Origin of the sequence: Teredinibacter franksiae, assembly GCF_014218805.1 — a bacterium.
Lineage (GTDB): Bacteria > Pseudomonadota > Gammaproteobacteria > Pseudomonadales > Cellvibrionaceae > Teredinibacter > Teredinibacter franksiae.
On record NZ_JACJUV010000001.1, the window covers coordinates 3,044,698 to 3,069,766 of the forward strand.

At 48.4% G+C, this 25,069-nt stretch carries 22 protein-coding genes; 12 read left to right on the forward strand and 10 right to left on the reverse strand.

Annotation, left to right across the window (positions count from 1 at the left end):
• Positions 1 to 39 precede the first annotated feature (39 nt).
• Genes H5336_RS12795 through H5336_RS12825 form a run of 7 tightly spaced genes read left to right on the forward strand, consistent with a single transcriptional unit; the run spans position 40 to position 8,053 of the window.
• Positions 40 to 801: a hypothetical protein gene (locus H5336_RS12795; RefSeq protein WP_185234685.1), complete on the forward strand. Its 762-nt coding sequence runs from the start codon at positions 40 to 42 to the stop codon at positions 799 to 801.
• A 9-nt stretch (positions 802 to 810) separates the two neighbouring features.
• On the forward strand, positions 811 to 2,139 hold the full coding sequence (locus H5336_RS12800; RefSeq protein ID WP_185234686.1) for an ATP-grasp domain-containing protein: 1,329 nt from the start codon (positions 811 to 813) through the stop codon (positions 2,137 to 2,139).
• Between the two features lie 42 nt (positions 2,140 to 2,181).
• On the forward strand, positions 2,182 to 3,516 hold the full coding sequence (locus tag H5336_RS12805) for an ATP-grasp domain-containing protein (protein WP_185234687.1): 1,335 nt from the start codon (positions 2,182 to 2,184) through the stop codon (positions 3,514 to 3,516).
• A 10-nt stretch (positions 3,517 to 3,526) separates the two neighbouring features.
• On the forward strand, positions 3,527 to 4,729 hold the full coding sequence (locus tag H5336_RS12810; RefSeq protein ID WP_185234688.1) for an ATP-grasp domain-containing protein: 1,203 nt from the start codon (positions 3,527 to 3,529) through the stop codon (positions 4,727 to 4,729).
• A gap of 27 nt (positions 4,730 to 4,756) precedes the next feature.
• The gene (locus H5336_RS12815) at positions 4,757 to 5,995 is read left to right on the forward strand and encodes an MFS transporter (RefSeq protein WP_185234689.1); all 1,239 of its coding nucleotides are present in this window, start codon (positions 4,757 to 4,759) and stop codon (positions 5,993 to 5,995) included.
• 43 nt (positions 5,996 to 6,038) lie between these two features.
• Complete coding sequence (locus H5336_RS12820; protein ID WP_185234690.1) at positions 6,039 to 7,163, forward strand: FAD-dependent oxidoreductase; 1,125 nt, start codon at positions 6,039 to 6,041, stop codon at positions 7,161 to 7,163.
• 8 nt (positions 7,164 to 7,171) lie between these two features.
• A complete protein-coding gene (locus H5336_RS12825; RefSeq protein ID WP_185234691.1) occupies positions 7,172 to 8,053 on the forward strand; it encodes an EamA family transporter in 882 nt (293 codons plus the stop codon).
• Here the strand turns inward: H5336_RS12825 and H5336_RS12830 are convergent.
• The 6 genes from H5336_RS12830 to H5336_RS12855 form a co-directional block, all read right to left on the reverse strand.
• On the reverse strand, positions 8,038 to 8,478 hold the full coding sequence (locus tag H5336_RS12830; RefSeq protein ID WP_185234692.1) for an RICIN domain-containing protein: 441 nt from the start codon (positions 8,476 to 8,478) through the stop codon (positions 8,038 to 8,040). The genes H5336_RS12825 and H5336_RS12830 overlap by 16 nt on opposite strands.
• A gap of 51 nt (positions 8,479 to 8,529) precedes the next feature.
• A complete protein-coding gene (locus H5336_RS12835) occupies positions 8,530 to 8,892 on the reverse strand; it encodes a family 43 glycosylhydrolase (RefSeq protein ID WP_185234693.1) in 363 nt (120 codons plus the stop codon).
• Between the two features lie 33 nt (positions 8,893 to 8,925).
• The gene (locus H5336_RS12840; protein WP_185234694.1) at positions 8,926 to 9,318 is read right to left on the reverse strand and encodes a glycoside hydrolase family protein; all 393 of its coding nucleotides are present in this window, start codon (positions 9,316 to 9,318) and stop codon (positions 8,926 to 8,928) included.
• 101 nt (positions 9,319 to 9,419) lie between these two features.
• Positions 9,420 to 11,213 carry a hypothetical protein gene (locus tag H5336_RS12845; RefSeq protein WP_185234695.1) on the reverse strand — a complete coding sequence of 598 codons (1,794 nt, stop codon included), beginning with the start codon at positions 11,211 to 11,213 and terminating at the stop codon, positions 9,420 to 9,422.
• A gap of 238 nt (positions 11,214 to 11,451) precedes the next feature.
• Positions 11,452 to 12,624, reverse strand: coding sequence for a methyl-accepting chemotaxis protein (locus tag H5336_RS12850; protein WP_185234696.1), 1,173 nt, complete (start codon positions 12,622 to 12,624; stop codon positions 11,452 to 11,454).
• 303 nt (positions 12,625 to 12,927) lie between these two features.
• The gene (locus H5336_RS12855; protein ID WP_185234697.1) at positions 12,928 to 13,338 is read right to left on the reverse strand and encodes a LamG domain-containing protein; all 411 of its coding nucleotides are present in this window, start codon (positions 13,336 to 13,338) and stop codon (positions 12,928 to 12,930) included.
• Between H5336_RS12855 and H5336_RS12860 the strand changes: the two genes are divergently transcribed.
• The 4 genes from H5336_RS12860 to H5336_RS12875 all read left to right on the forward strand — a co-directional run bounded on the left by H5336_RS12860 (position 13,333) and on the right by H5336_RS12875 (position 16,782).
• Positions 13,333 to 14,838, forward strand: coding sequence for a TonB-dependent receptor (locus H5336_RS12860; protein ID WP_185234698.1), 1,506 nt, complete (start codon positions 13,333 to 13,335; stop codon positions 14,836 to 14,838). The genes H5336_RS12855 and H5336_RS12860 overlap by 6 nt on opposite strands.
• On the forward strand, positions 14,811 to 15,134 hold the full coding sequence (locus H5336_RS23635) for a TonB-dependent receptor domain-containing protein (RefSeq protein ID WP_185235745.1): 324 nt from the start codon (positions 14,811 to 14,813) through the stop codon (positions 15,132 to 15,134). Before H5336_RS12860 ends, H5336_RS23635 begins: the two co-directional genes overlap by 28 nt.
• Before the next feature lie 150 nt (positions 15,135 to 15,284).
• A complete protein-coding gene (locus H5336_RS23640; protein ID WP_313557146.1) occupies positions 15,285 to 15,641 on the forward strand; it encodes a hypothetical protein in 357 nt (118 codons plus the stop codon).
• A 433-nt stretch (positions 15,642 to 16,074) separates the two neighbouring features.
• Positions 16,075 to 16,782 (forward strand): FadR/GntR family transcriptional regulator, encoded by a 708-nt coding sequence (locus H5336_RS12875; protein ID WP_313557149.1) that lies wholly within the window; start codon positions 16,075 to 16,077, stop codon positions 16,780 to 16,782.
• A 67-nt stretch (positions 16,783 to 16,849) separates the two neighbouring features.
• Here H5336_RS12875 and H5336_RS12880 read toward each other — a convergent pair whose 3' ends face one another.
• Both H5336_RS12880 and H5336_RS12885 read right to left on the reverse strand, forming a co-directional pair.
• Positions 16,850 to 17,713: a universal stress protein gene (locus tag H5336_RS12880; RefSeq protein WP_185234699.1), complete on the reverse strand. Its 864-nt coding sequence runs from the start codon at positions 17,711 to 17,713 to the stop codon at positions 16,850 to 16,852.
• Positions 17,713 to 19,206: a SulP family inorganic anion transporter gene (locus H5336_RS12885; protein WP_185234700.1), complete on the reverse strand. Its 1,494-nt coding sequence runs from the start codon at positions 19,204 to 19,206 to the stop codon at positions 17,713 to 17,715. The genes H5336_RS12880 and H5336_RS12885 overlap by 1 nt, the downstream gene beginning before the upstream one ends.
• Positions 19,207 to 19,381: 175 nt before the next feature.
• Between H5336_RS12885 and H5336_RS12890 the strand changes: the two genes are divergently transcribed.
• Positions 19,382 to 20,437 carry a hypothetical protein gene (locus tag H5336_RS12890; protein WP_185234701.1) on the forward strand — a complete coding sequence of 352 codons (1,056 nt, stop codon included), beginning with the start codon at positions 19,382 to 19,384 and terminating at the stop codon, positions 20,435 to 20,437.
• Positions 20,438 to 20,567: 130 nt separating this feature from the next.
• Here the strand turns inward: H5336_RS12890 and H5336_RS12895 are convergent, their stop codons facing one another.
• Positions 20,568 to 23,750 (reverse strand): efflux RND transporter permease subunit, encoded by a 3,183-nt coding sequence (locus H5336_RS12895; RefSeq protein WP_185234702.1) that lies wholly within the window; start codon positions 23,748 to 23,750, stop codon positions 20,568 to 20,570.
• Entirely contained in the window at positions 23,751 to 24,983 is a 1,233-nt protein-coding gene (locus H5336_RS12900; protein WP_185234703.1) for an efflux RND transporter periplasmic adaptor subunit, read from the reverse strand.
• Positions 24,984 to 25,069 lie beyond the last annotated feature (86 nt).

A 25,069-nucleotide genomic window follows, 5' to 3' on the forward strand; every position in this document is an offset into this window, starting at 1 on the left:
ACTAATTGCCCAAAAAAATATTTTTACAGGAGACCTGAAATGAATGTAAATCGTTGCATAAACACCGGTATTGGGCGGGGTAAGCCATTTTTAAACCCTACCCGCTCGATCGAAGTTCGTTCTGAAATTGACAGTATTATCGATCAACAGATCGATGAGTGGAAAGCATCTGTACCGGGCGCAGATCATCATGAGCGAAAGAACGCGTTCAATATGCCTTACTATCAGCGAAGCTTAGCTGAAACGGCATTGAGGATTCGTTTACTTCGTGTTGTGGAATCGAAAGCGCTTGTTGAAATCGCAAAGAAAAGTCCAGAAGCGGCCCAAATTTGGGCCGACTATGAACGTGATGAGATGCTACATGATGAAATGTTTATTCAAGATCTAGAAAAATCCGGTTTCAGTCGTGAGCGTTTTATGGAAATTGAGCCTACGTTGTCTACAAAAATGCTAGTCGGCTTCTTCTCTTATTTGCTGGATCACGAAGGCCCGCTGGGCGTGGTTGCGTACTCGTATCTAGTTGAGTATGTGAATGTGAAGCTGGAACCGGAAAAGTTAGAAGGTCTAAAAGCCATTCTGGGTGAAGAATTAATCGCCGGCCAGGTCGCCCATGCACACACGGATGTAAATCACGATCACCCGACGATGGTGTGGTCATGCCTACGCTATTTAATAAGCGATCAAGCTGATATAGAAAAGCTAAAAATTTACCTTCGCGAATTTCAACAGATATTGTCTATGTTTTTTGTGGAAATGAATAAAGAGTTTGATGTGGATCTTGCTGCAGAGCAAGCCGCATAAGGAGTCGTAATGAAAAATATCGGCGTGCTCATATTAAGTCATTGCGGGTTTTCCTTTGTCGACCAATTAGCTAAAGCTGTACAGGGCCGGGGATATAAGGCGTTGGTGTTGTCCTCAAAGCCTGAATCGGCAGATAGGCCAAAGGTTTTGGAACAGCTTGCTGACTGGGTTCAGGTTACCAATAACCATACGCTTTCCTGGCGTCACGTTGAGCAAGCGCTCAGTACTCTGGAAGCTGATGGTATTCGCGTGCACAGCTGTATCTGTGTCTGGGAAGGTTACCGCACATTTATGGCCAATGTGAACTTGCTGGCGGGTACGCCCGATATTACGCCTGAACAAATTGACTTACTCACGGACAAATATTCGCTGCGTCAATTTTTGGTTGCACAGAATATTAGCCGTGTTGATGTGAAGTGTCTTACCCCTGAATTATTGGAAGAACTCAAACGTACGCAGCAGCTATGTTTTATTAAGCCGCGCCGTGGTATTGCTTCGTTTGGTGCCTTTAAACTCAATAGTGATACTCATTGGCACCAACTGCAAAATATAGTAGAAGAAGCGCGCCACGACCCCGTATACGGCTCGTATTTTAAAGCGGGAGTGGCCTTTGTTGTAGAAGACTTTATTGCCGGAATTGAGTGTAGTTTTGAAGTGCAGGTTGTAGATGGCCACGTATTCGTCGTGGCTGTGCACGAAAAATATGAAACCACTCACTGTGATTCAACGACTTTGGAAAATGCGTGTACCTGCCCTCCTGTATCAATGGAAGAAGCCGTTGTTAAAGAGGGGGTTTCCTGGTTGCATCGAGTGCTAGGGGCGCTGGATATAACGCAGGGGTGCTTTCACATTGAAGCGAAAGTTGAAAAAGGGCGCTGGGAAATTATTGAGATTAATCCACGTGTAGGCGGTTCACTTATATCGCAAAGTGTTGAGTATTTTACCGACGGAAGGTCGATGGTCGATTTGTGGGTGGAGAGCCTCCTGGTGCAAGGCAGCAAGCGGCAGAATTTCATGGAAGATCTGGCTGATCTGGATGTGAGTCGGCATGGTAATAGTCCCCATAATCGGGAAACTTTTTTCCGTGTTTTTTATGGTGAAGTTGGTGTGGTAAAAACTGTTGAAGAAATCCCAGTTCCGTTGCCGCCATTGGTTACGCAAGTTTTTGTCACACCGGGTACCGAGTTTGAATGTAATAGCAAAGAAAATTTTGTTGGGCAGGCACTCTGGGGTGGAGCGGTAAATGAATTGCTATCAGACGTTATTGCGTTGGATGAGCAGGCGAAAAATTTATTGAAAGTGGAATACCAACCAATAGTGACCAAATCCGTCGCATAGTGGGATTGGGCTTGAATAGGGCACCTTCTTAAAGGGCAGAGTATGAGCATCATAGAAAAAAGAAAGGCATTGATTATTGTTGATTACAATTTGTCGAGGGTGAATGATGTTAAAACCATTCGTGACTACGCCGCTCGACAGCATAACCTGCTTACGGTACTGGTACGGCCAAATCCCCTAAAACACGATTTTGATATTGCGGACTATGTTATAGATGCAGATCCCTTGGTGTCGGAATTTGTAGAGCGGGCACGCGCACAGTTAGTCGAGCTTCCGTGCTCTTTAGTTGCTGGTTTGGTGTTTTCAGATAATGCCATAGTGCAAGGCGCACGATTACTGGAAAGCCTACAATTGCCCGGTGATAGTAGTGAGTTGGCAGTAAATGCGTTCTGTAAGTATCGATATCGTGAAACCGAAAATGCGCTTAAACCCCTATTAAACGCACAAAGCATTTTTGTTCCCGCAGTAGCAGAAATCCACAATCGTAAGACACTAAAATCGTTTGTTGATGCCCATGGCAATGGTGTTGTTATTAAACCTAAAGCCGAAGGCAACAACAGAGGCGTTATTTTATTGCGCAATCCGAGCGTTGCGGAAATTGATTCGGCGCTTGAAGAGGTTGCGCCCTATATGGCGAGTGGCGTTATCGTTGAGGAGTGTATCCCCTACCTAGACGAGTATTCCTACGATGGTATTGGTGGGCAATATTTTATCACCGAAAAATTTTCGACCAAAGGGCGCTACCCGGTAGAGTTTGGTCAGTTGGTACCGGCGGTCGTGTCACAAGATCGGCACCAGGCTATCGTACGTGCAGGAAGGGCCGCTAATTTGCTGGTTGGTCAAAATCATGGAGCGTTCCACAACGAAATATTGGTTGCCGAAGACAACAGCAAAGTGGGCATCGTTGAACCGAATCGGCGCCCTGCGGGTATGAAAATATGGTCACTGGCTAGCCGCGTATTTGACCAGAATTTGTACGAGCAGTGGGTTGATTCCGCTTTGGGTTATGTCAATTCAGAAGGAATGCTTACCACTAATGCCGGTGCGATGATGGTGATGCTTCCAGCACCGAGAGATATGTATGGAACAGAATTACGCGAAGACATCGGCTTTTACGTTGAGCTGTTACACCAGCAATTCGCACAGCAATTTCCCCAATATTCGAACACAATCATTTGGAGTGACTATGAGCCGGTTGCGCCGCCGATGCAGCGCATATATTCACCTCCAAGAGACAACGGTGACTTTCTTGCGTCTGTAGTGCTGACCAGTAGTGATGGTGCACAGGTGCTTAAAGGTATTTTTGCTGCAATACAAGATATGTGGCGCGCGACTATCGATCAACAATTATTCGATGAATCAATAAAATCGGCGTAACGGGGGAGTTATGAAAATACTAGTTTTACACCGTATTCCATACCACAAAATAGAATATCACCGTGGCATTGATCATCTCCAACACGAGGTCTATTACGTAGGTTCTGAGGCGGCTTTGGCCACCATTCCTGAATCCTTACGCTGTGTGCGCTGGCTGCGCAATGAAGCATCAAGCCTGAGTGATGAAGTTATTCGGCTGATAGAGCTTCACGGCAAAAAATTTGATTTGGTGGTGTCACTTTCTGAATACGAATTGCTGGATGCAGCGCTTATACGTGATCACTTTTCGATTTCTGGCCCAGGTTACGTCGATGTATTAAAAGTACGCGATAAGCTGGTCATGAAAGCCTGTGTTGAAAAAGCGGGGTTGGTGGTACCGGCGAACTGCGCATTAACGGCGTTTGAATTGTTATCGAATGGTTTTCCGGGGAAAGTCGTTCTTAAGCCAATTGACGGCGCCTCGAGTGAAAACGTACTTATTTTTCCAAGCGCAAACGCGCTGGCTGAAGCACTAAACGGTAGTTCTACTGGAATTCCTCCGTTGGATGCGGGCGACTACGAAGGCTTTGAGGTTGAAGCCTTCGTTAGCGGAGATATTCTGCACTTTGATGGTTTAATGGTTGAGGGTGAAATAAAACTTCTTGTGTCTAGCCAGTATTTAGGCAATTGCCTGAAGTATGCAGAAGGTGAGCCCCTAGGTTCCTATCAAATTGAAACCACCGCAGCGATTGAACGTTGGGTAAATACTGCCTTGTCCGCAACGGCTGTGCGCAATGGCTGCTTTCATGTAGAGGCCATTCGTGAAGGTAATACTATGGTGTTTTTGGAGCTGGCGAACAGGGTGGGCGGTGCAGATGTGTGTGCCGCTGTAGAGTTGGCAACGGGCGTTCATTTGCCAAGTGCGGAATTGAAAGTGTACCTAGGAGAAGCACAGCATTTGTATAACCAGCCTTCAGTTACTACACGCTTCGGTTGGTTTGTTTTTCCTGGCCACCAGCTGCGTGGTGAACGATGCCGAATTGAAGGCAGTGATACCTTTCGTGCGAGTGAGCAGGTAGTTCGCTGGAACCAGTTGTCGCCGCAGCAAACGTTAGCAAAAAACATTACCTACCAGGCGCACGAAGTCCCATTGGCGGGGTTGGTGCGAGGTGATACCAGCCATGCCGTGCGTAATTTTATGGCAGGTATTTTTAATAATGTCACCGTTGCTTAAGCTACCTCCAAAAATTGAGTTGCCGTTATGAATTCATCTGTATTTAATCACCTGTTGGTCTACCGATTTTTTGCCGCGTTTGCCGATCAACTGATGCTTTTTGCCGTACCGGTAATTATTTATATGCAAACGAAATCGGTCGCGATGTCGGGAATTGCATTTTTTATTGAATGGACACCGCGAATACTGTCTTTGCCGCTGGCTGGTTCATTGAGTGATAGATTTGGCAGTAAATCGGTGTATCTTTTCGCCGATGCTATGAGAGCTGTAGCTTGTGTTCTAGTGTTTGTTGCGATAGTACATTTTAATCTGGACTATTTCGTTGCCTTAAGCTTATTTATGGCGTCAAGTGCATTTCTTTACGCGCAGTCTTACATTTCACTTGAAGCTTTAATCCCCAAACTTGCAGACAAAGCTAGTTTGCCTAAGTTGCAAAGTCGATTGCAGGCGATTGAACAGGGGTCGATGATCAGTGCTCCAGTAGTAGGAGCGCTCATAATCGCCAATGCAGAGCCAATAAATATTGTGATAATTGCGGGTATACTCTATTTTTCTGCCTTTATCGGTATATCGCTTATACATATCCCTGAAGCGAAGATGTCCGTAAGGAAAAACAACAAAAAGGTGATCGTTGGTATTCTTCGCGACTTTCGCAAGGCATGGCAAATTTTTCGTATTCGGGAGAATCTGCTGTTTCTCACTATTTTGAGTATCAGCATTAATCTCGTATTTGGCATTGGCCTGGCAACTGGCGCCGCGCTTACTACCGGTCATTTCTCACGCACAGCGTCCGATTTTGGTCTGTTGCAATCGGTTACGGGCCTTTTAATGCTGCTTAGTCTGCTGGCGGTTCCGATGATGTTGAAGCGCGTGAACCTTTTCTCGCTGGGGATCGTTTCCTATGTTGTAGTGGCGGTGTGCGCGTTTATTATTGGTGTTTCCAATAATTTTTATGTGTATGCGTTTTGTTATGCGTGCATATTTGCGTTGGGGAGTTGGTTTAACATCTATATTCGTTCAGAGCGGGCATTATGGATACCCAAAGTGCATTTGGGTAAAACCATCGGCATGATTGTTTTTCTTAATCAACTTACTTTACCAATATCGGGGCTAATTGTTGGACTGTCGAGCAGCGAAGAGCAGGTGAAAAATGTGTTTCTAGCTCTGTCGCTCATTACCGTAATTGTATTAATCGTGTTTTTTCACAGGCTTCGCTCTACATCGAGAGTGGTTGCGCCAAGCCTTGTTGCTGCTGTGAAAAGCTAAAAACAATTACAGCCTCCCTGAATTAAATTAGAGGTGCCCTAATGTGAAATTGGTTATTGTTGGCGCAGGTATGGCCGCATACTTTGTTGTGCAACGCTTGCGGAAATTGGATAAAACGGTGGATATTACCGTCGTGTGTGGTGGCTCTGGCGATCAATACTATAAGCCAAGCTTATCAAAAACATTACGCAAAATGTTGGAACCCGAATCGCTCGTTACTGCAACGGCTAGCGACTGGGCTCAGCGATACAATGTAACGCTAATTGAAAATTCCTGGGTCGAAAGGTTAGACCCTAAACGAAAAACCCTATCGGTTAACCGCCAGATACTCGCTTACGACAAGTTAGTGTTGGCCGTTGGCGCAATACCTTCGTTGTTCAAAGATGTTGAAGGTATTTTTCATCTCAATAGTTTGCAAAGTTATTTTGATTTTCGTCAGCGCTTAGCTAGGCATCAAGAAGTACTTGTACTGGGTGGGGGGCTTATAGGCTGTGAAATATCCAGCGATCTGGCTAATGCGGGTTACCAGCCCGCGCTAATGTGTGCGGGTTCAGGGCCGCTCGAACACATCTTGCCAGCGCAGGGTTCGCTCTACTTACAGCAGTATATGGAGCAGATGGGCGTTATATTTAAAACCCATTCGCGGGTACTAAACATAACGCAGGATGAAAACAACAACAGTGTGATTACCTTTGAAAGCGGTGAGCAATTGGTTGCACCACTGGTATTGAATTGTACCGGGTTACAAGCCAATACAGCGATAGCCAAGGCCGCGGGTCTCGTCGTTAACAAGGGGATAGTGACCGATGAGTATCTGCAAACCAGCGAAGTCGATATTTTCGCTATAGGCGATTGCGCTGAAATTAACGGGGAGCTATATCAGTATGTGCCCCCCATTATGCAATCGGCCCGCGCGCTTGCAGCAACGCTTTTGGGTAATGCTACGGCCTTTAATATTGGTCAATTTCCAGTAACTATAGAAATCCACGGTATGCCGGTTCGTATTCAGGGGTTCACTCGCGCCCAAGAGTGGGAGTTTGATGTGTATACGGGGGGGGCAATAGCTGTGGGTAAAAACACTATGGGTGAAGTATTAAGCCGGGTAATTATCGGCGACCCGTTAGTGGCGCAACCTTCAGCGGCAGCAGCCGCATTAAGCGAGGCCTAAAAAATAGAATGACCACACGCGATATGCTCTTAGGAGTGCTGGTCACAGCCATTTGGGGGTTCAATTTCTCTGTTATTAAAATGGGTTTGTCGGCGATGGACCCGTTTATGCTAGCGGGTTGTCGCTTCCTGCTGTGTGCTGTGCCTTTGGTTTTTTTTGTTGCTCGCCCCGATACGGCATTCAAATACGTGGTCGCCTATGGGTTATTATTTGGTGTAGGGTTGTGGGGTATGGTGGCGTTGGGTATCTATTTCGGTGCTTCTGCCGGGGTGGCATCACTGGTTTTGCAAATAAGTGTATTTATTACCATTCTGTTCGGGCGCATACTATTTAAAGAAACGATTAGTCGAGGGCAGAAAATCGGTGCGGCTATTGCGCTGGTAGGGCTTGCGCTTATTATCAGTATTACCGATGGTTCGGTTACGCTTGGTGGGTTGCTGTTGGTGCTCTTGGGTGCATTGTGTTGGAGTTTATCGAATAGTCTTCTTAAATGGTCGGGGGCGAAACGTATATTTCCCTTCATGGTGTGGTCAAGCCTGTTTTCACCGTTGCCATTGTTTGTACTTTCATACTGGGTGTATGGTGATAACCAAGTGGACTATCTGCTTCAGTCATTTAACTTCAAATCCGTGTTTTCCATTTTATTTCAGGTTTATCCCACTACACTCTTTGGTTATTGGATTTGGAATTCATTACTGCGTCGATACCCCGTGTCTTCCGTAGCGCCATTGTCGTTGTTAGTCCCCCTATTTGGTTTGCTGGGGTCCAGTATTTTTTATGGCGAAACAATTGGCACCACCAAAGCGGTTGCTTGTGTGTTGATTGTGTGTGGCCTGGCTATTAATTTGTTACCCAAAGCGTTTCCCTTCTTTTCTCACAAGCCTATATAGAAGCCTGCCGACCACCGTAAGTGCCAGAGACTACAGGCTTCTTCTGCGACGTTATCGAAACTGAGTGCATCGGCGCTACTGTCGCAGTTGTCTAGCGCAAGTTTAGCGCTTTCATGTTTGTTGCTGAGGCTGAGCAGACCGTTGGTGATCGGCGCCAAACGCCAAAGTGAGCAATCACTATTGTTCCAGTTACCGGTAACAACCGTGCTCGCGGCAGGTGCCGGTGGGGCTTCGGCGGTGTTACAGCTATAGCTTTGTCGGTATTCACCTGTGCGGCTATTGGCGAGGCGGTAGTAACCGTCGTCGACGAAGTCGAGCACCCAGCTGTCGCTGTTGCTGCTGCAACTTTCGGTTACTGCAAGGCTGCCGCTTTCTCCATTGACGACACAGTGCGCAAGAGCGGTGTTTACAATACGGAAGGCCATGCCCTCTGGGACTAGCGTATGCGGAGTGTTTTCGCCTGAAGGCGGTGCCAGTTATGTACCGGGGGTGGCCGGTTCACCAAAGTTTGGGTAACCGCCATTGTCGTATTCGAATTTTTGTACTCGTACCGAACGGGTGTTGCCACAACCTTCGGTTTCCAGCGCATTACCGTGGTACACCAGCCAGTCTTCTGAGCCGTCGGGTGATGTAAAGAAGCCGTTGTGACCGGGGCCGTATACACCGTTGGCGGCTACCAACATAGGCGTGCTGTTTTTCGTCCAGTCGCCGGGCTGCAGTGGTTTGCCGCCAGTCAACTCGAGCATACCCAGTTTGTAGTTGGGGCCGTGGCAGGGGTTGGTGGAGTAGCTCATAAAAGTGCGGCCGTCGTGTTGCACAATGGCCGGTGCTTCAGTCACGCGGCTGGTGTTGCCGTCCAGGTCGAGGCCGAATTACCAATCCAGTTCGGGCTTTGTTATCACCACGGCCGTGCTTTCATCCACCGTCCATGGGTTGTCCATTTTGGCTATCCAGGTGCTTTGATCCGCGCCTACCCATTCAGACCACAGCAGGTACAGCTGGTTTTCGAGCTTGAAATAGCTACCGTCTATGTTCCAGCGGTTGGGCATAAGGGTGGACTTGAATTCGTAGGGGCCGAGCGGGTCGTCACCGGCGCTTTCCAGAACATGTAGTTTTTGACCGTCGAGATTGGCTTGGTGCCCGGCGGTGTACATTACGTACCAGCGTGCGCCGTTGGGGTCTTCCAAGCGATGAAATTCAAACGCCCAAAAATTAAAGCCGCGTTCGGCATGGGTGTCCGACCAAATATACTGGTGTCCGACCAAATTTATAAATATGCGGTAAGTGGAGATTCCTCCAAAAATTAGAGTGCTAATACCTGACGTTGGCCCATATGTTAACTGGACTACGTCTTTCCTGCCTTTGGTTAATAGTCACTTTCTAAGGCGCCTAGGTCTGGCGCATTCCCTCGAAAATCGTCATTAAAGCCGCTAATGTTGTCACCGGCATCGATGGCTGGGCTGTTTACCTGTAGCGACAAATTACCGTTTTGCGCATGGGTAAACAGTGGGTTCTGCGGTGCTGGACTGTTGCTTTCAAAACCACTGGCGTCTCGCCAGTTGTCCCACTCCGTGGTATAGGTACTCCAGCCGCCAACACCATTTTCACTGCCACTAAAGGGTTGGTTCTCGTCCTCCTGAAAATACAAGTTGTAGTCACGAAGACTAAACGAGGTGGTGTTTTCGTCGAGTACACATCGGCCTTCGATCTCGGCGGGAAGGTTGCCATGGATAATGTTATTGCGCATATCCACATTGTAAATATTGTTAAGGGTAACCAGCGCATACGGGAACGCGTCTGGGTGCGAGCCGTAGATGCTGTTGTGGTATATCTTAACGCCCTCAACAATACCCGAAATTAAAATAGCTCTTGAAGTGGAGCCAATAAACCGGTTATTAAAAACCGTAAAGTTGGAGTAGTGGTTGCCGCTACTAGCCGCTACGTAATAGGCATTACTGGTGCAGGAATTCGCGGCGCAACCATCGTTAATGTCGGTGCTGTGTCGTTGGCTGTCATCGACTAGGTTATTGCTGAACACTATATTTGAAATGCTGTGGCCTAGTTCAGGCAGAGACGAAACGTCTACCGATGTGGTGTGGTAGCCGTTGTAAAAATGATTGCTGTCTAAGGTGATATTCTGCACCTGCAGGTTGGCGGTGAAGTGGGTGTAAGTGTTAATGGATACACCGCGCCGGCCACAATCGTGAATACTGTTATTTTGAATGAGCATGTCCGATCGCCAGTTGGAAATGCAGTAAGCCGAAGCCCCGCCCTTAACGCCAATGTAGCCGATATGGTTGGAGGTGATGCGAATACCGCTGGCTTCTACCTCGTTGTAGCCACCGTAAATACCCCAGCGCATTGCGTAGCGCAGGTCTAGATTATCGATAGCGATATTTTCCAGTGGGTCATCGTTTGTATTGTCGATGTTAGTAAAACGTATACTCCCGTCTCGCTGTGGAGCCTCTACCGAAAAGTAGCGCTGGCTAGGGTTTGTTGCGGCGAAAACGTACAGGCGACTGTCGTTCCAGGCCCAGTCGTACTCGCGTTCTAAATTGGCATAGCTAATGTCGAAGTCTCGCTGTCGTCCCCAACTTACGCGGCTGTCGTTGTGCTCGAAAAAGACCTCACCAAAGGAGTAGCCACCGCTGTATGGATTTTGTAAATCGGTGGCGGATTGCCAGATATTGGCGGTAACTTGCGTCCATTCCAGCGCTTGTTCCGAACCGAGTATGCGTGGTTTTTCGCCTTCTCCGTAGGCGCCGTACATAATCCATTGCTCATCAGACCCGGACTGTTCCAAGTAAAGTGTTTCCCGCCAGGTATCGCCGCGGCGAAAGAGCACTGTATCGCCAGGAACCAAATTCTGCTGGTTTACACGGGCAATGGTTTGCCAGGCGGTTTCTGTTGAATGACCGTTTTGTGTGTCGTTACCGGCGCGAGATACGTAGTAGTGCGCGCCTGTCTGGCAAGTGTTACAGATCTGGTTGGGAGAGCTGCTGGCTGCACTACCGCTGGATGATGATTGGCTATTCGTGGGCGTATCGGCGGTTTCGTTAGTGTCACTGTCGAATGAGCTTGATGATTGACCGCCGCCGCAGGCGGTAATGGCCGCTATCAACAATACGCTGAGTACGAGTTTGTAATTACCTGACAGCATTATCTTGCCCCTAGAATAGTTATACCAACACCTATTGTTATAATGGGGTGGCAATCAAGATAATGTACTCAAATGTTATTTTGCGCGGTGTGTCGAAAGATACTCATCCGTTTACGAATCACTGCGCTTTATGATGGGTGAATGTGGAGAGGGGCGCGCAGCAAAAAAAATGCTGATATGGCGGTAAATAGTGTAGCCGTGTGTTGGCCCCTGTCGGCATAAACTGTTGTCCCAATGCCTAATACTTAAAAGCTGAAATAGCTTTGTTTAAATCTTGTGATACCAAGTTCAGTTTCGTTAGTCGGGTTTTCAACTGGCTGAGTTCATTTTCGCTGGATGCGCTGGCGCTGGAAATGGCTTCTACATCGCAGGTGAGATGCTCGACGCTATTGGTGTTCTGAAACACGCTTTCGTTGAGCAGTTTAAAGTGTTGCTGGATATCGGCAACGGCATTGGAGGCTTCGACAACGATGGTGTGAGACGTACTGGCGGAGGTTACAGTATCGCCGGTTTGGGCCGCCATTTTATCGGCCTGCGAAACAACGGCTCTTACCTCCGCTTGCAGTTCTTGTACCGTATGCTGAATTTCGCCTGTGGCTTTTTGGGTGCGCTGAGCCAATTCGCGCACTTCATCGGCTACTACCGCAAAACCCCTGCCTAGTTCGCCAGCACGCGCAGCCTCAATGGCAGCGTTTAGTGCGAGTAAATTCGTTTGTTCAGCGACCGAATCGATAATGGCGGTTACATCACCAATGGTGTGGCTTTTCTGTTCCAAGGATTTTAGGTGTTCAATGGTGTCGGTCATGTCGCCGGCCTGGCCGTGAATATTTTTACTCAGGCCGGCAATACATGTTTCCAGCTCAATAAGTTTTCCAACAAGTTCGGACATTGCGGTATTGGTTAGCTCAGTTGTTTGCTGCAGATGGTGGGAGGTTTCGTCTACGGTGCGGAAGTGACTAATCAGGCCTTGGCTAACTTTTTGAGCGCTTCCAGTTGAGAGTGAGGCTTCGTTTATACCGCGTTGAAAATCCTCCTCAACTTGCAACAACAGTTTTGCCGTGTGACCAATACCGGAAATGAACTCCTGTAGATTATCGGCCATGGTATTAACGCTACAGACTATATCGCCGACAACATCTTCGCTTCTAATGTTGCTGCGCTGAGACAGGTCTTTTATGGAGATAGCCTGCGATATATCCGAAACCTCTACTAACTTGGCCAGTAAATAGTTTTTTAACAGCCAGAAATTGATGACGCCAATTATCACGCCAGCCACAAGGCAGCCGAGTGAAAACCAGATTTTCATGCCCTCCTTGTAATCCACAAAAAACGAAGCATATACCGGAAATATTAGCCCCATTAATAAGCCAAATCCAATAAAAATAATAAAAATTTTCCGCAGAATACTCATAGTTACGCCGGGTTTTTAGATGGCTTGAAAAATACTTAACGTTTTAAGGTTAGACGAAAATTGTGAATTGATCGAAGACAGTGGCGAGTAAATAAGGGAAAGCGGACGTTGCGTCGCCGGAGCTTGGTTCACCGAGGCATGTGAAAGTCTTGGTGTGTATAGGGTCGGCATATGATGTGGCAGAAGGCGCTAATGAAGCGTTTGCTATGTATTTCCTGCGCATAAAAAAGCGCCCCAAAGGGGCGCTTAGCGAGACTTGGTGGAGGGGGTACACGTTCATGCCACCTCCTAGTGCTTTACGTTTTATCGAGCAACAGCGTTCTGGTAGAACTCCGCAGCATCCAGATCGTTGACGGCGGCATCGTAAATGCGCAGTTCATCGATCATGCCGTGGTAGGTGGTATCCCACCAGTTGTTTCCGAGAGAGAAGATTACGGTATCAGTACCGCTCAACATGTCTGGGAAGTTCAGGCCACCGCCTACACGTTCACCGTCAATGTATGTTGCCCACTGACCACTGCTAACAGTGGTAATGATGTGAGTCCACTGACCTTTTTGAATACGCTGGTTAAAGGTGCCATCGAAGTATGATGGCTGGCTACCAGCCCAGAACACCGAGTTACCGTCGTCGACCTGCATAGGTAGCATACTGACCCAATGGTCGCCATCAACTGCACCAAAGAAGGCGGTATTGCAGGGCAAATCGATGTGCATACGCACCGTCCGTTTAACTTTGACGATCGTCAAATTACCGTTGCTGCACGCGGCATTTATGCTGACAACTCCGGTGAAACTGATCCAGCGTTAAGTATGCTACTTAGCGATCGATGGGAAGTGGGCGGTGGCGAATTTGGTGCATTGCTTAATGTGTCTTACTCTGAGTCGAATTACCGCGATGAAAATATCTGGGTTGGTGCTGCGAACCCACATTATGCTTCTGATTACACACCGTTTGGCGGTGCTTGGGAGCGCGGTCTAGATGACGGTTTACCCTATGCCGCTGGTTCAACGCTTGTTGATAGCAACGGAGAGGCGACTGAATATGTGTTGATGCGTGATGCCATGGGTTTTACCGATTTTACGGGTAAACGCAAGCGACCTGCGGCTAATATTTCCCTGCAGTGGGCACCTAATGAGAACTCCGAATATCTGATGGAAGGTTTCTATAACGGATACCGCGACGAGAGCTTTAATTCGTTGGTGTTTATGTTTGTAAACAGTGATAACCATTTTTCTGAACCACAGCTTTTTCCCGGCACTAATATTGTGAAGCGTAAATATATAAACGACGCGAACATGTTTACATCGGGCGATGGTGCTACCGGTAAAACCGATAGCTACGTCTTTACCGTGGGAGGTAAGTGGGATCTCTCAGAAAAGCTTTCTCTGGAATCCGAAGTGGTTTATCAAGAAAGTACGTTTGAGCGTTCTTTCTTTGCCATGCAAACAACCAGTACACGTGACCGTTTGATCGTCGATTTTAATGCGGGCGATGGCCTGCCGTTGGCGGAGTACTTAGATGATCCCGCTACCGACATTGATGAGGGCGATTTAACGCGACCCGAAGATTGGGCCATGTCCTCCGTGTTTGACAATGGTGGTCAAGACAAGGGTGATGCCTTCAGTTGGAATCTTGATGGTGATTGGGACGTAGACTTAGGCCTGCTTGAAACGCTTAGCTCTGGTGTTCGTCACGATATTCGCAACGCGGCTGCTCGCTCCTGGGATCAGTCGGCAAATACTTGTGTAGATACTTCTCAGCCCGATGAAATTTGCCGTTTAGAAAATTTTGATGGGCTGGTGAACATTAATCCAGATGGATTCTTCAACGATGAAGCTCAGGTGCCCCAACACTGGTTGGCGGCTGACGGACATTGGTTGCTTAACAATGAAAGCACAGTTCGCGATCTTTATTCTCTGGAGCAGTTGGAGTCAAGTTGGTTAGGTGATGAAACCTTCGATATTACCGAAACTACCACGGCGGCATACCTGCAGGCAGATTACTCCTTTGATTTGGGTATTGGTGTCATTGATGGTCAGATTGGGGAGCGCGCTACGCAATATGAGTCTGAACTTACGTTTGGTACAGAAACGGGTAGTTCTAGCAGCACGACAGTATTGCCTAGCTTCTTGGCGTGCTGCTCGTTCACAGGTGATCTGATGACGCGCTTTTTTAGGGTGAAACGATTAGTCGCCCAGCCTTTGGCGAATTAAACCCAACGCGTACCAAAGTTGATCCTCGCTTGGACCTGGATCACACTCACGGTTCTATTTCCAGCGGCAACCCTGAACTGGAGCCTGTTGAATCGGCCAATATAGACTGGTCCTTGGAATGGTATTTTGCGGAAAGTAGTAGTTTGTACGGTGTTCTTTTCTGGCGAGATGTGGAAGGCTTTATTTTCTCCGCTGCCCGTAACGCAGTTGAAGAAACCGTGGACGAAACTTATCCCCCCGGTACTACGGCGCCGTATTCTTGGACTCAACCAACTAACGCTGGTAAGGGGAAATAGAATGGCCTTGAAATTGGTTTTCAGTGGTTCCCTGAAAATGTTCATGAATACTTGCAGGGCATTGGAATACAAGCCGGTTACAGGGCACTTGATGGTGAAACCAAAGACCCGATCTATGAAACACCTGAAGATGGTTCCGGTGCTGGAGAGTTGATAGGATACAATACCACGCCACTTTACGGTGTCTCTGATTCGTCCTATTCACTGGTGCTTTCCTACGAGCGTGACAAGTTTGATGTTCGCCTGTCATACGTCTATAGGGATGACTTCCTCGCCAGTAATAACCGTGGCTTTGCTCAGCCAGCCTTGCGCTACGCGGCTTCAGAAGAATCTATGGACTTCCAGGTTAGTTACGATATTACAGATGACTGGGTTGTCACCTTTGATGCAACCAACTTGACCAGAGCTACTGGTCTGATCCTACTTACGGGAACGATGGTTCGAGCATCTACAGTCCAACCTTTGCTTTGGGTACGCGATTCTCTTTTTAAGCAAGTGATGAGGTAATTAGAGGCTGCGCCTTGCAGCTTCCAAATAGTAGAGATACACCCGAATGACGCTTTAAAGATTACGAAAAACTCACTCGTATTGGCCCCATAATAAATTATGGGGCCTTTTTTATGCGCTCGATATAAGCTTGACCTAGATAACAGCAACGGCGCAGAACTGATTTGGCCAAACGACGAGATAGGTAATTATCGAATACAGCCAGCGCCCTGATACGAGTATTTCTAAACCCTGTAAGCGTTTACCTTCATGGCCAGTGTTGACCATAGGTGCTGCCCAATAGGTGGGTGCTTGCGCTGAATTAAGAGACGTGTACATGCTGTGTAATCAAAGCGTGGTATCATGCAGCCAGCTATAGAAAAGGACTTGCGAGCACACAAGCACAACTTAGTTACCGATAGTTACCGATTGTTAACCATTGCCGAGGTATTGAGTGTTGGAACGAAATTTTAATTTATCTTTTCGCATGACTCAGGAACTGGGGCGCACCATTATCTGTGGTGAATACTTGCCTGGGGATAGCTTACCTACAGAGGCTGAACTCTGCGAAAAATTTGGTGTAAGCCGAACTGCTGTTCGTGAAGCGGTTAAAATGCTGTCGGCCAAAGGGTTAATATCCAGCAAGCCACGCCAAGGTATTCGTATTCTGCCGCGTGAAGAGTGGAACATATTTGATGCGGACCTGCTTAGCTGGTCTTTGGAAGGCAATCCTTCCATGCAGGTGCTTAAAGAATTCCTCGAAATGCGTATAGCGGTTGAGCCACAAGCCGCTGCATTGGCTGCACAACGCTGCAACCCCGAAAAAATTGCGGCTATCGGCGAAGCCCTAGCGCGAATGCGTTCTGCACCCAACGATTCAGCAGAAGTCATGGAGGCTGATATCGATTTTCATATATCCGTACTCTACGCCAGTGAAAATCGCTTCTACATTCGCATGCGTGATTTTGTCCGTACGGCACTAAAAGTGAGCATCGCGCACACCAATATTATTCGTGAAGATTTTGATGAAGTGGTGGAAGATCACGCCAAGGTCTATTTTGCGATTAAAAGTGGCGATGTAGTGGCGGCCCGCGCAGCGATGCATTTTCTAATGGATGAGGCGCTTACCTATATTGAGAGCGAGCTTAAGAAAATCGCTTAGATAGTATGGTTTATCAAAAAAAGCAGCCCAATGGGCTGCTTTTTTTTCGTCTGTTATTAGGCTAAAACTAACGCAGTAACAGTAGCGGCTTTTGGGTTTTACGCAACATAGTAGCGGTAAAACTGCCGAGCAGAAAGTCGCGTACACGGTTGTGGCTAAAGGCGCCCATAACGGTGAGGTCGATATTGTGCTCGGCCTGGTAACCCGGGAGAACGTCTTCACTTTTCCCTTCAAGTGTTGCGCAGGTTACCGTAATACCGGCGGCCTCTAGGCGATGGCTAGCATCGGTTAGCAGGTTGTCACTCTCATTGGCGTTAGCGGCTACGTGCACCAAATGACAGGGCATGGATTTAAACAGTGGGCTGGTGGCTACCATTAGCAGTGCCTTCTGCGCCGCTTCACTGCCATCGTAGGCGAGCATGATTTTTTTCGGTTGTGAATAGGCTTTATTCACCACGAGAATGGGTTTGTGTAAAGAGCGAATAGTCGTTTCTAGTTGGTGGCCAACGCCTCTGTCATCGTTTTCATGGTCTAGGCCGCGAATGCCCACGACTAGTACACGAATGTCGTCTTCAAGTTCTACCAGTGTTTCCGCCAGTGTACCGTGACGCTGGCATAAGTGAATTTCGGCAACGCCTACCTGTTGGGCCTTTTCCTTTGCTGCCTGGAGCATTAGGTTGCCCTGTTTTATCAGCAGTTTGCTGCGGTCGGCTTCAACTTTGGTTAGCTCGTTAAGTAGCTCTTCGGACGAGCCGAGGCCTATTGCGCCACTGAAGTCGGCCACTACCGGCGCTTGGCTGTGTTCTATGGTGTGCAGTAGTTTCAGTGGCGCGTCTGCGGTTTTAGCTATCCAAGCGGCATATTGGCAAACGGCTTCGCTGTGCTGCGAGCCATCTACGCAGGAGAGTACCAGTTGTTTTTTTATAGTCATTAGTGTTCTCCCAAAACGCGTTCTAATTCTGCGGGTTTATCGTGTACACCAAAGCGGTCAACGATAGTTTCTGTGGCTTTATTAAGGCCTATTAGCTCTACTTCGGCGCCTTCTCGGCGGAATTTTATCACGGCCATATCCAGTGAATGTACGGCGGAAATATCCCAGAAGTGAGCACGGCTAAGGTCGATAGTAATTTTTTCCACCGCCTCTTTAAAGTTAAATTGTGCGAGAAATTTGTCCGCGGAGTTGAAAAATACCTGGCCGTGTACGCTGTAGTGGCGAGCGCTGTTGTTTTCGTCCAATTTAGATTCTACGTACATAAAGTGGCTAACCTTGTTGGCGAAGAACAGCGAGGCCAGCAATACGCCAACAAATACGCCATAAGCCAGGTTGTGGCTCCAGACCACCACTATGACGGTTGTTACCATGACGGCGTTGGTCGAAACGGGGTACTTCTTTAGGTTGCGAATGGATTCCCAATTGAAGGTACCAATCGAGACCATAATCATCACCGCTACCAGTGCAGCCATGGGAATTCGAGCAACCCAGTCGTTAAGAAATACTACCAAAACCAGCAATACGCCACCGGCAACCAAGGTCGATAAACGGCCACGACCACCCGATTTTACGTTAATTACCGACTGGCCGATCATCGCACAACCGGCCATGCCGCCAAGAAGACCAGAACCGATATTGGCGATACCTTGGCCTTTACACTCTCGGTTTTTATCGCTGCTGGTGTCGGTCAGGTCATCGATTATGGTTGCAGTCATTAAGGATTCCAGCAGGCCAACAACGGCCAATGCCGCCGAATAAGGGAATACAATCTGCAGAGTCTCGAAGGTGAGGGGAACATCGGGCCACAGAAAAATCGGCAGGGTGTCGGGTAGCTCGCCCATATCGCCGACCGTGCGAATATCCAATTGAGTGACAATGGCAAATGCCGTGCAGGCGAGAATACATACCAGTGGTGAAGGTATAGCTTTACCAATAACTGGAATGTGCGGGAACAGGTAGATAATACCCAAGCCAGCGGCTGTCATGGCGTATACATGCCAGGTTACGTCGGTGAGTTCCGGCAGTTGGGCTAAGAAAATGAGAATAGCCAGTGCATTCACAAAACCGGTAACCACGGATCGGGAAACAAAGCTCATCAGGCTGCCTAGCTTCAGGTAGCCCATTATAATTTGTAGAACACCGGTAAGCAGAGTGGCCACCAGCAGGTATTGTAGGCCGTGCTCTTTTACTAGCGTGACCATTAGCAGCGCCATGGCGCCGGTAGCGGCCGAGATCATACCGGGCCGACCGCCAACGAAGGCTATAACTACAGCGATACAAAAAGACGCATACAGGCCGACCTTAGGGTCGACACCGGCAATAATGGAAAAGGCTATAGCTTCTGGAATAAGCGCCAGCGCCACAACGAGGCCAGCGAGAATGTCGCCGCGCATATTGCCGAACCAGTCGGCTTTGGTAGAGTGGAGTAACATACTGCTTACCTTGAGAATTACATATGTGCAGAGCGGCAACCGGCGGATTCTCCGCGGGGCAAAGCTCTATAAGCTGTCGGGTGAATAGTTATTAGGGTAGACAGGAGAGGGCGGCGATTCTACAGCAAGAGCGAAAGTGCGACAATGCGCGCAAGTTAACGGTATAAGAGCAGAAATGGACAGCATAAAACGAAATTTCTTACCCCTTGTTGCGGCGGCGGCCGTGGTATTTGTTGTTTGGCAGCTATTGACGGGCGACGAGCCTGAAACACCTTCAGTACCACCGACCAAAATACTGGAAAGCGAGCCGGTAACAGAGCCGCGTGCGCCGGCTGAGGGTTTTGCAAACCCCATGTTGCCACAGCAGCCAAAACGGCCTGAGCAAAGGCCTGTTGCGGCAAAGCAAACCGTGGCTAATACCCAGATTGAACCCGTACCAGAGCCCGAAAGCGCAGAAGAATTTCTACTGAATATTTCGCTGGAAGATGATATTGAAAAACGCCAAGCGCTGTTGTTTGAAGCGCTATTGCTCGACCCCTACAATCCGTTATTGAATTTTTTAGTCATTGAACATTGCCTGGGCTACATAAATTCGTCCCAGTGTGGGCCAGAAATTTTTAATGCCCTCGAATTACTCGACGCCGAAAATGCGGCGGTAAAAGATTTAAAAGCAGTACACGCTTACCAGAATGGCGATGTGGATGGCGCCTTGGAAGCATTAAAGGAATCGCTGGATATGGAAGTAACAGATGATTACCGCTGGCAGCGAATGGACGGTATTAGCCAAGTGTTGTCGGAGCGTGGTGAAATAAAAGATGCGGCGTTTATTCAGAAAGTATTGCGTTTATCGTCTACCCGAGAGGGTCTGCGCTTTGATGGCCTGAATACCATGTGCCGAGAGCAGCAAACCAATAGTGATTGGCGACAACTGTGTTTACAGCGTGGAACAGCCATGAGTAAAAACAGCCTCAGTCAAAACAGCAAATATGTCGGTTATGCTATAGCCGCATCGTTATCCGATAATCCTGAAGCAGAGAAAAATATAATCGCTGGCTTGAATAATCAATCTGAATATATACAGGGGTTGAACAAACAGTTTGATGACATTACCGAGCGCAACCCCGATTGGCAATTTTCAGACCGCGAATGGGAAGGGTATTTGCGGGTCTATGCAAGAGATGGTGAGATTTCGGCAACCAGTTATTTGTTGGTGAAGTTGCGGGAGAAATAGAATACCGGCTTGCGCCGGTGGAGCGCCTTCGGCTTCTGGGATGTTTTGTTGCTGGAGCTTGCTACGCCTTCGGGTTATGGAGCGCCTTTCAATCCATTGCTGAAGGCGCTCTGTCGTTAAGTTACTTCGCCTAAGCTTTTTCAGCGCTGGTGAAACTGCCTTTCACAAAGCCCCGTAGGTTGCGTACGCCTCGCGCTATATCGTCTGAAATCATGTAAAGGTTCGGCACCAGTATCAGTGTCACCAGGGTAGCGAAAAGCACACCGAAGGCCAGTGATACGGCCATGGGTATTACTATTTTCGCCTGCAGGCTGGTTTCAAACATTATCGGCATAAGGCCGGTAAAAGTGGTGAGTGAGGTGAGAATAATGGCGCGGAAGCGCTTCTGCCCCGCGTGTAAAACAGCCTCTATCATTGTTTCGCCGCGTGCGAGGGCACGGTTAACGTAGTCCACCATTACCAATGAGTCGTTTACTACAACACCAATAACCGCGGTTATACCCATAATCGACATTCGACTTAAATCCAGGCCGAGCAACAGGTGGCCGAGTATTGCACCGATAACGCCGAACGGAATAACCGACATAATCATTAATGGTTGGAAGTAAGATTTCAGTGGAAGCGCTAGCAGTACGTAAATAGGTAACAGAATAACCAGCATGGCGAGTATTTGTGTCCACACACCATCGCGGTCATCTTTCAGTTTTCCCGATTCTTCAATAATAACCGATGGGTAGCGTTCTTCTATTTGAGGGAAGGTTTTATCCTTCATTTCATCGGCAATTTTAAAAGCTTCGCCCTGCTCAAAATCTACCGACGCCCAAACGCTAAGCGCGCGATTACCATCTTCTCGGTATATTTGATTGACCCCCTGGGTAAATTCAATGTTGGCAACTTCCGATAGCGGAACGTCGGCGCCGCCGGGGGTGCGCACAAGCACGCTATTGATAGAATCCAGTGTGTTGCGCTCTTCTTTGGGGTAGCGAACCATTACTCTAATTTCTTGGCGGTCCCGCATAATACGTTGCGCCTCTATACCGTATAGGCTGAACCCAGCCTGGCTGGCAACGTCGGCGGTTGTTAATCCCAGGCTGTAGGCTACAGGTTTGAGCTTGAACTGAATTTCTTTTGTAGACTTTTGCTCGCTGTCATTAATTTCAGAAACGCCTTTCATCTTTGCCAGTTCAGCTTTGATAATACTGGCGGCGCCTCTTAGGTCTTCGATGTTGCGGCTTTTAAGGCGGAAGTTAATATCACCATCACTGGTGCCGCCGTGGCCGATGCTGTCGATAATGGTAATGTTTTTCATACCGGGTATTTCGGGCATGCGTTCGCGCCAGCGGCGTGACAATTCGAAAGTATCCATTGACCTATCTTCGGGGAGCACCAGTTTTGCTTCAATGCGTGCTTTGGTTCTGCCTTGGTTGTACATCAGTACTTTTTCAACCATGGGTTTACCAAATTCTTTTTCGATTTCGATATTCACTTCGTTAATGAGCGCATCGATACTGAGCATGCCTTTTAACAGCGCGCTTTCTGGGGCATCGGGGTGCATCTCTAAAACCACGTTCGACCAGTCGTGGGGAATTTTAGGGAAACCAATAACCCGAATGGCACCCGCAGCAAATGTGCCACCCATGAGGATTATCATGGCAAAAAAGGCCGCCAGCACGGTATAGCGATAGTGCAGGGCCGTTTGTAGGAAGGGGCGATAGTGGTTGGTAATAATGTTGTGCAAATTTTTATCGACCCATGTGCGCAGGCGGGTAAGCGGATTGCGAGGGTTGTGATTTTCTGGCGACATGGACGCCAAGTGCGCCGGTAGAATAAGCTTGGATTCCACCAACGAAAACAGCAAGCAGAGCACCACTACGTAACCAATGGCATGAGGGAAAGCCGACTGCGGGCCGCTTTCCAATACCATGGGCATAAAGGCGGCTACCGTAGTGAGTACGCCAAACGTTGCAGGTACCGCGACCCGTTGCGCGCCGCGAATAACGTTATCTACCGACAGGCCCTTGTCCTGTGTTTCGGTGTACACGCTTTCACCAATAATAATGGCGTCGTCCACCACTACCCCGAGCACCATAATAAAGGCAAATAAACTAGCCACATTAATAGTGACACCAATCCAGCTAACCGGTAAAAGCGCTAGAGCACCTAGAAAGGCCACCGGCAGCCCCATCATTACCCAAAAGGCCAGTTTAAGCCGCAGGAAAATCGACAAAATGAGGAACACCAAAATACCGCCCCAGAACATGTTTTCCAGCATCATGTTTAAGCGGCCATTCAGGTAGTAGGTCATGTCGGCCCAAGGTTCGAAACGAATACCGTCTGGTAGGGTTTTTTGACGTTCTTCTAGGTAGCCGAGAACAATTTTAGAAACGTCCGTAATGCTTTGGTCGCGAGAGGCGCCAATAAAAAAGGTGAGTGAATTTACACCGTCGAGCTTGGTGTAGCTCACGCCCTCTTCGAAGTTATCGTTAACACTGGCAACGTGGTGTAGGCGCAGCTTCGTGCCGTCTTGCAGTGTGCGCAGTGGAATGTTTTCGTACTCGGAACCGATATAGGCCTGCTCTTCAACGCGAACAGAGATAACACCGTCGTCGGCGCGAATTTCACCCGCCGAACTATTGGTAGAAAAATCGCGTACGGCCTTGGCTATATCGTTAAAACTTAGGCTGTATTCCCGCAGCCGGTCTTGGCTTACTTCAATCGCAATTTCGTAGGCGGGGCCTGCGTAGAACTCGGTGATATTCACATCCGGCAGGGCGCGTAATTCGTCGTGCAAGGTTTCGCCCAGGCGCTTCAATTCTTTAATTGATACGTCACCGGCGATATTGAGCCACATCACTTCTTGGCGGTATTTTTGATGTTTAACGCGCGGCGGTTCCATACCGGCGGGAAAGCTGGAAATAGAATCGACCGCCGATTTCACATCGTCCAGCACGGTTTGTACATCGTAGCTGTCGAAAACCCTCAGATTGGCCGAGGAGTTGCCGCGATTACTGCGGGTAACCATGCGCTCTATGCCTTCAATACTTTGCAGTGCCTCTTCGAGCTTGGTGGTAATGCCCTCTTCCACTTCCTGTGGCGAGGCGCCCCGGTATACCGCAGAAACCGTAATGCGATTGCTCTCGCCCATGGGGAACATTTGTTTGCGAATGTTCATTGCTGAATAGAGGCCCAGCAAAATAATGCCGAACATTAATAAATTGGCGGCAACGGAATTACGTGCGAACCAAGCAATAATGCCGCGGTTGGTATTGAGGTGCTTGTCGTTATTGGGCTCGGAAACGGAGGGCGTAGACATTTAGCTCTCCTTCTTGGTGTTGTTAGTTTCAACGGGTTCGGCTGTTGTAACGGCGGCACCATCGTCGGAGTCTTCAGCGTAATTAGAACTCAGTTCGGTTTTTAGCAGCATGCCTTCAATCGGGTAGGGTAGCGAAGAGGTAATAAGCTGGTCACCGCTCTCTAGGCCAGTGCTAATGATGCTGTTTTTGCCTTCATGGCGCACAATCTCAACCTCTGCAAATGCAAGTTTGTTATCAACTATCAGTGCGAGTCGGTTGTCACTTAACAGGTGGCGGGGAACCGAGGCGGCGGCTTCTAATTGAATGCCTTCAATACTGGCGATTACATAGGTGCCAAAAGGCAATCGTGCGGGAGAGGGCGAGGCGGTGCTCGCGCGGGCGCCGAGTTGGTAGGGGTTGGTAATTTGGGCTACCAGGTACACCATGCGGCTGCTATCGTCGATGACGCCCTCGTCGCGCACGATATTGGCTTGCCACTGCTGGGGCATTCCAGAAACCACAGCCGTGAGCGTTACGGAAGAATCTATACCGCTATTGGCCAAATAGGCCAATTCGTTGCCGGGAACCGGCAGCCGAACTTCGGCGGTTTCGACATTAACCACGTTGCCTATATTGGCACCCATGTTGACAAAGGTGCCGGGGCTTATACTGCGTGCGGTTACCAGAGCATCGAAGGGCGCAATAATGCGAGTACGCTGTAAATCTTTTGTGGCTTGGCGAACGCCCGCTTCGGCGGCTTTTACCGCTGCTAGCGCTTGTTCCTGCTGCGGTTTACGTAAACCCAACTCAGAAGGTTCGGCGTTGGTGATTTTATCCCACTCCGCTTCAGCCACACGACCCTGCGCACGCTCGAGAATAAATTGTGCTTTGGCGCCGGCAAGGCTGGCATTGGCCTGCTGTAGTTTTACCTCGTAGTTAAAGGGGTCGATTTGCGCTAGCAGACCGCCTTTTTTTACCAGGCCTCCACGTACGAATTGTGGCGACACTTCGGTAACTTCTCCGCTTACCTGTGCGAGTAAGCGGGTATCAAATTTTGGCTTAACCAACCCTTGAGATTTAACCGTAAGGGTTAATGGCGCGAGCTCAACTTTTGTAACCGTTACAAAAGGGGCTTCGTTTTTTTCGGGCTTTTTTTCCGGTGGCTTTTTACTCGCAACGATAATACTAACCAAACCTGCTGCTATTAAAAGTAATGCTAGCGGGAAGACAATCCGTTTCGTATTGCTGGTCATTTGTTTTCAACCTCCGGAGTGAAAAGCGTGTAATTTTTGTGCATCGTGGCAGAACACAGGTGAATAGACGGTTAAAAAAACAGCGC

Bases quoted from the DNA above. Each gene is read 5' to 3' on its own strand.
- H5336_RS12805 (WP_185234687.1), top strand. From the start codon at position 2,182: ATGAGCATCATAGAAAAAAGAAAGGCATTGATTATTGTTGATTACAAT.
- H5336_RS12890 (WP_185234701.1), top strand. From the start codon at position 19,382: ATGGACAGCATAAAACGAAATTTCTTACCCCTTGTTGCGGCGGCGGCC.
- H5336_RS12825 (WP_185234691.1), top strand. From the start codon at position 7,172: ATGACCACACGCGATATGCTCTTAGGAGTGCTGGTCACAGCCATTTGG.
- H5336_RS12855 (WP_185234697.1), bottom strand. From the start codon at position 13,338: ATGCACATCGATTTGCCCTGCAATACCGCCTTCTTTGGTGCAGTTGAT.
- H5336_RS12900 (WP_185234703.1), bottom strand. From the start codon at position 24,983: ATGACCAGCAATACGAAACGGATTGTCTTCCCGCTAGCATTACTTTTA.
- H5336_RS12830 (WP_185234692.1), bottom strand. From the start codon at position 8,478: ATGGCCTTCCGTATTGTAAACACCGCTCTTGCGCACTGTGTCGTCAAT.
- H5336_RS12880 (WP_185234699.1), bottom strand. From the start codon at position 17,713: ATGACTATAAAAAAACAACTGGTACTCTCCTGCGTAGATGGCTCGCAG.
- H5336_RS12845 (WP_185234695.1), bottom strand. From the start codon at position 11,213: ATGCTGTCAGGTAATTACAAACTCGTACTCAGCGTATTGTTGATAGCG.
- H5336_RS12895 (WP_185234702.1), bottom strand. From the start codon at position 23,750: ATGTCTACGCCCTCCGTTTCCGAGCCCAATAACGACAAGCACCTCAAT.
- H5336_RS12885 (WP_185234700.1), bottom strand. From the start codon at position 19,206: ATGTTACTCCACTCTACCAAAGCCGACTGGTTCGGCAATATGCGCGGC.
- H5336_RS12815 (WP_185234689.1), top strand. From the start codon at position 4,757: ATGAATTCATCTGTATTTAATCACCTGTTGGTCTACCGATTTTTTGCC.
- H5336_RS12800 (WP_185234686.1), top strand. From the start codon at position 811: ATGAAAAATATCGGCGTGCTCATATTAAGTCATTGCGGGTTTTCCTTT.
- H5336_RS12795 (WP_185234685.1), top strand. From the start codon at position 40: ATGAATGTAAATCGTTGCATAAACACCGGTATTGGGCGGGGTAAGCCA.
- H5336_RS12850 (WP_185234696.1), bottom strand. From the start codon at position 12,624: ATGAGTATTCTGCGGAAAATTTTTATTATTTTTATTGGATTTGGCTTA.
- H5336_RS12810 (WP_185234688.1), top strand. From the start codon at position 3,527: ATGAAAATACTAGTTTTACACCGTATTCCATACCACAAAATAGAATAT.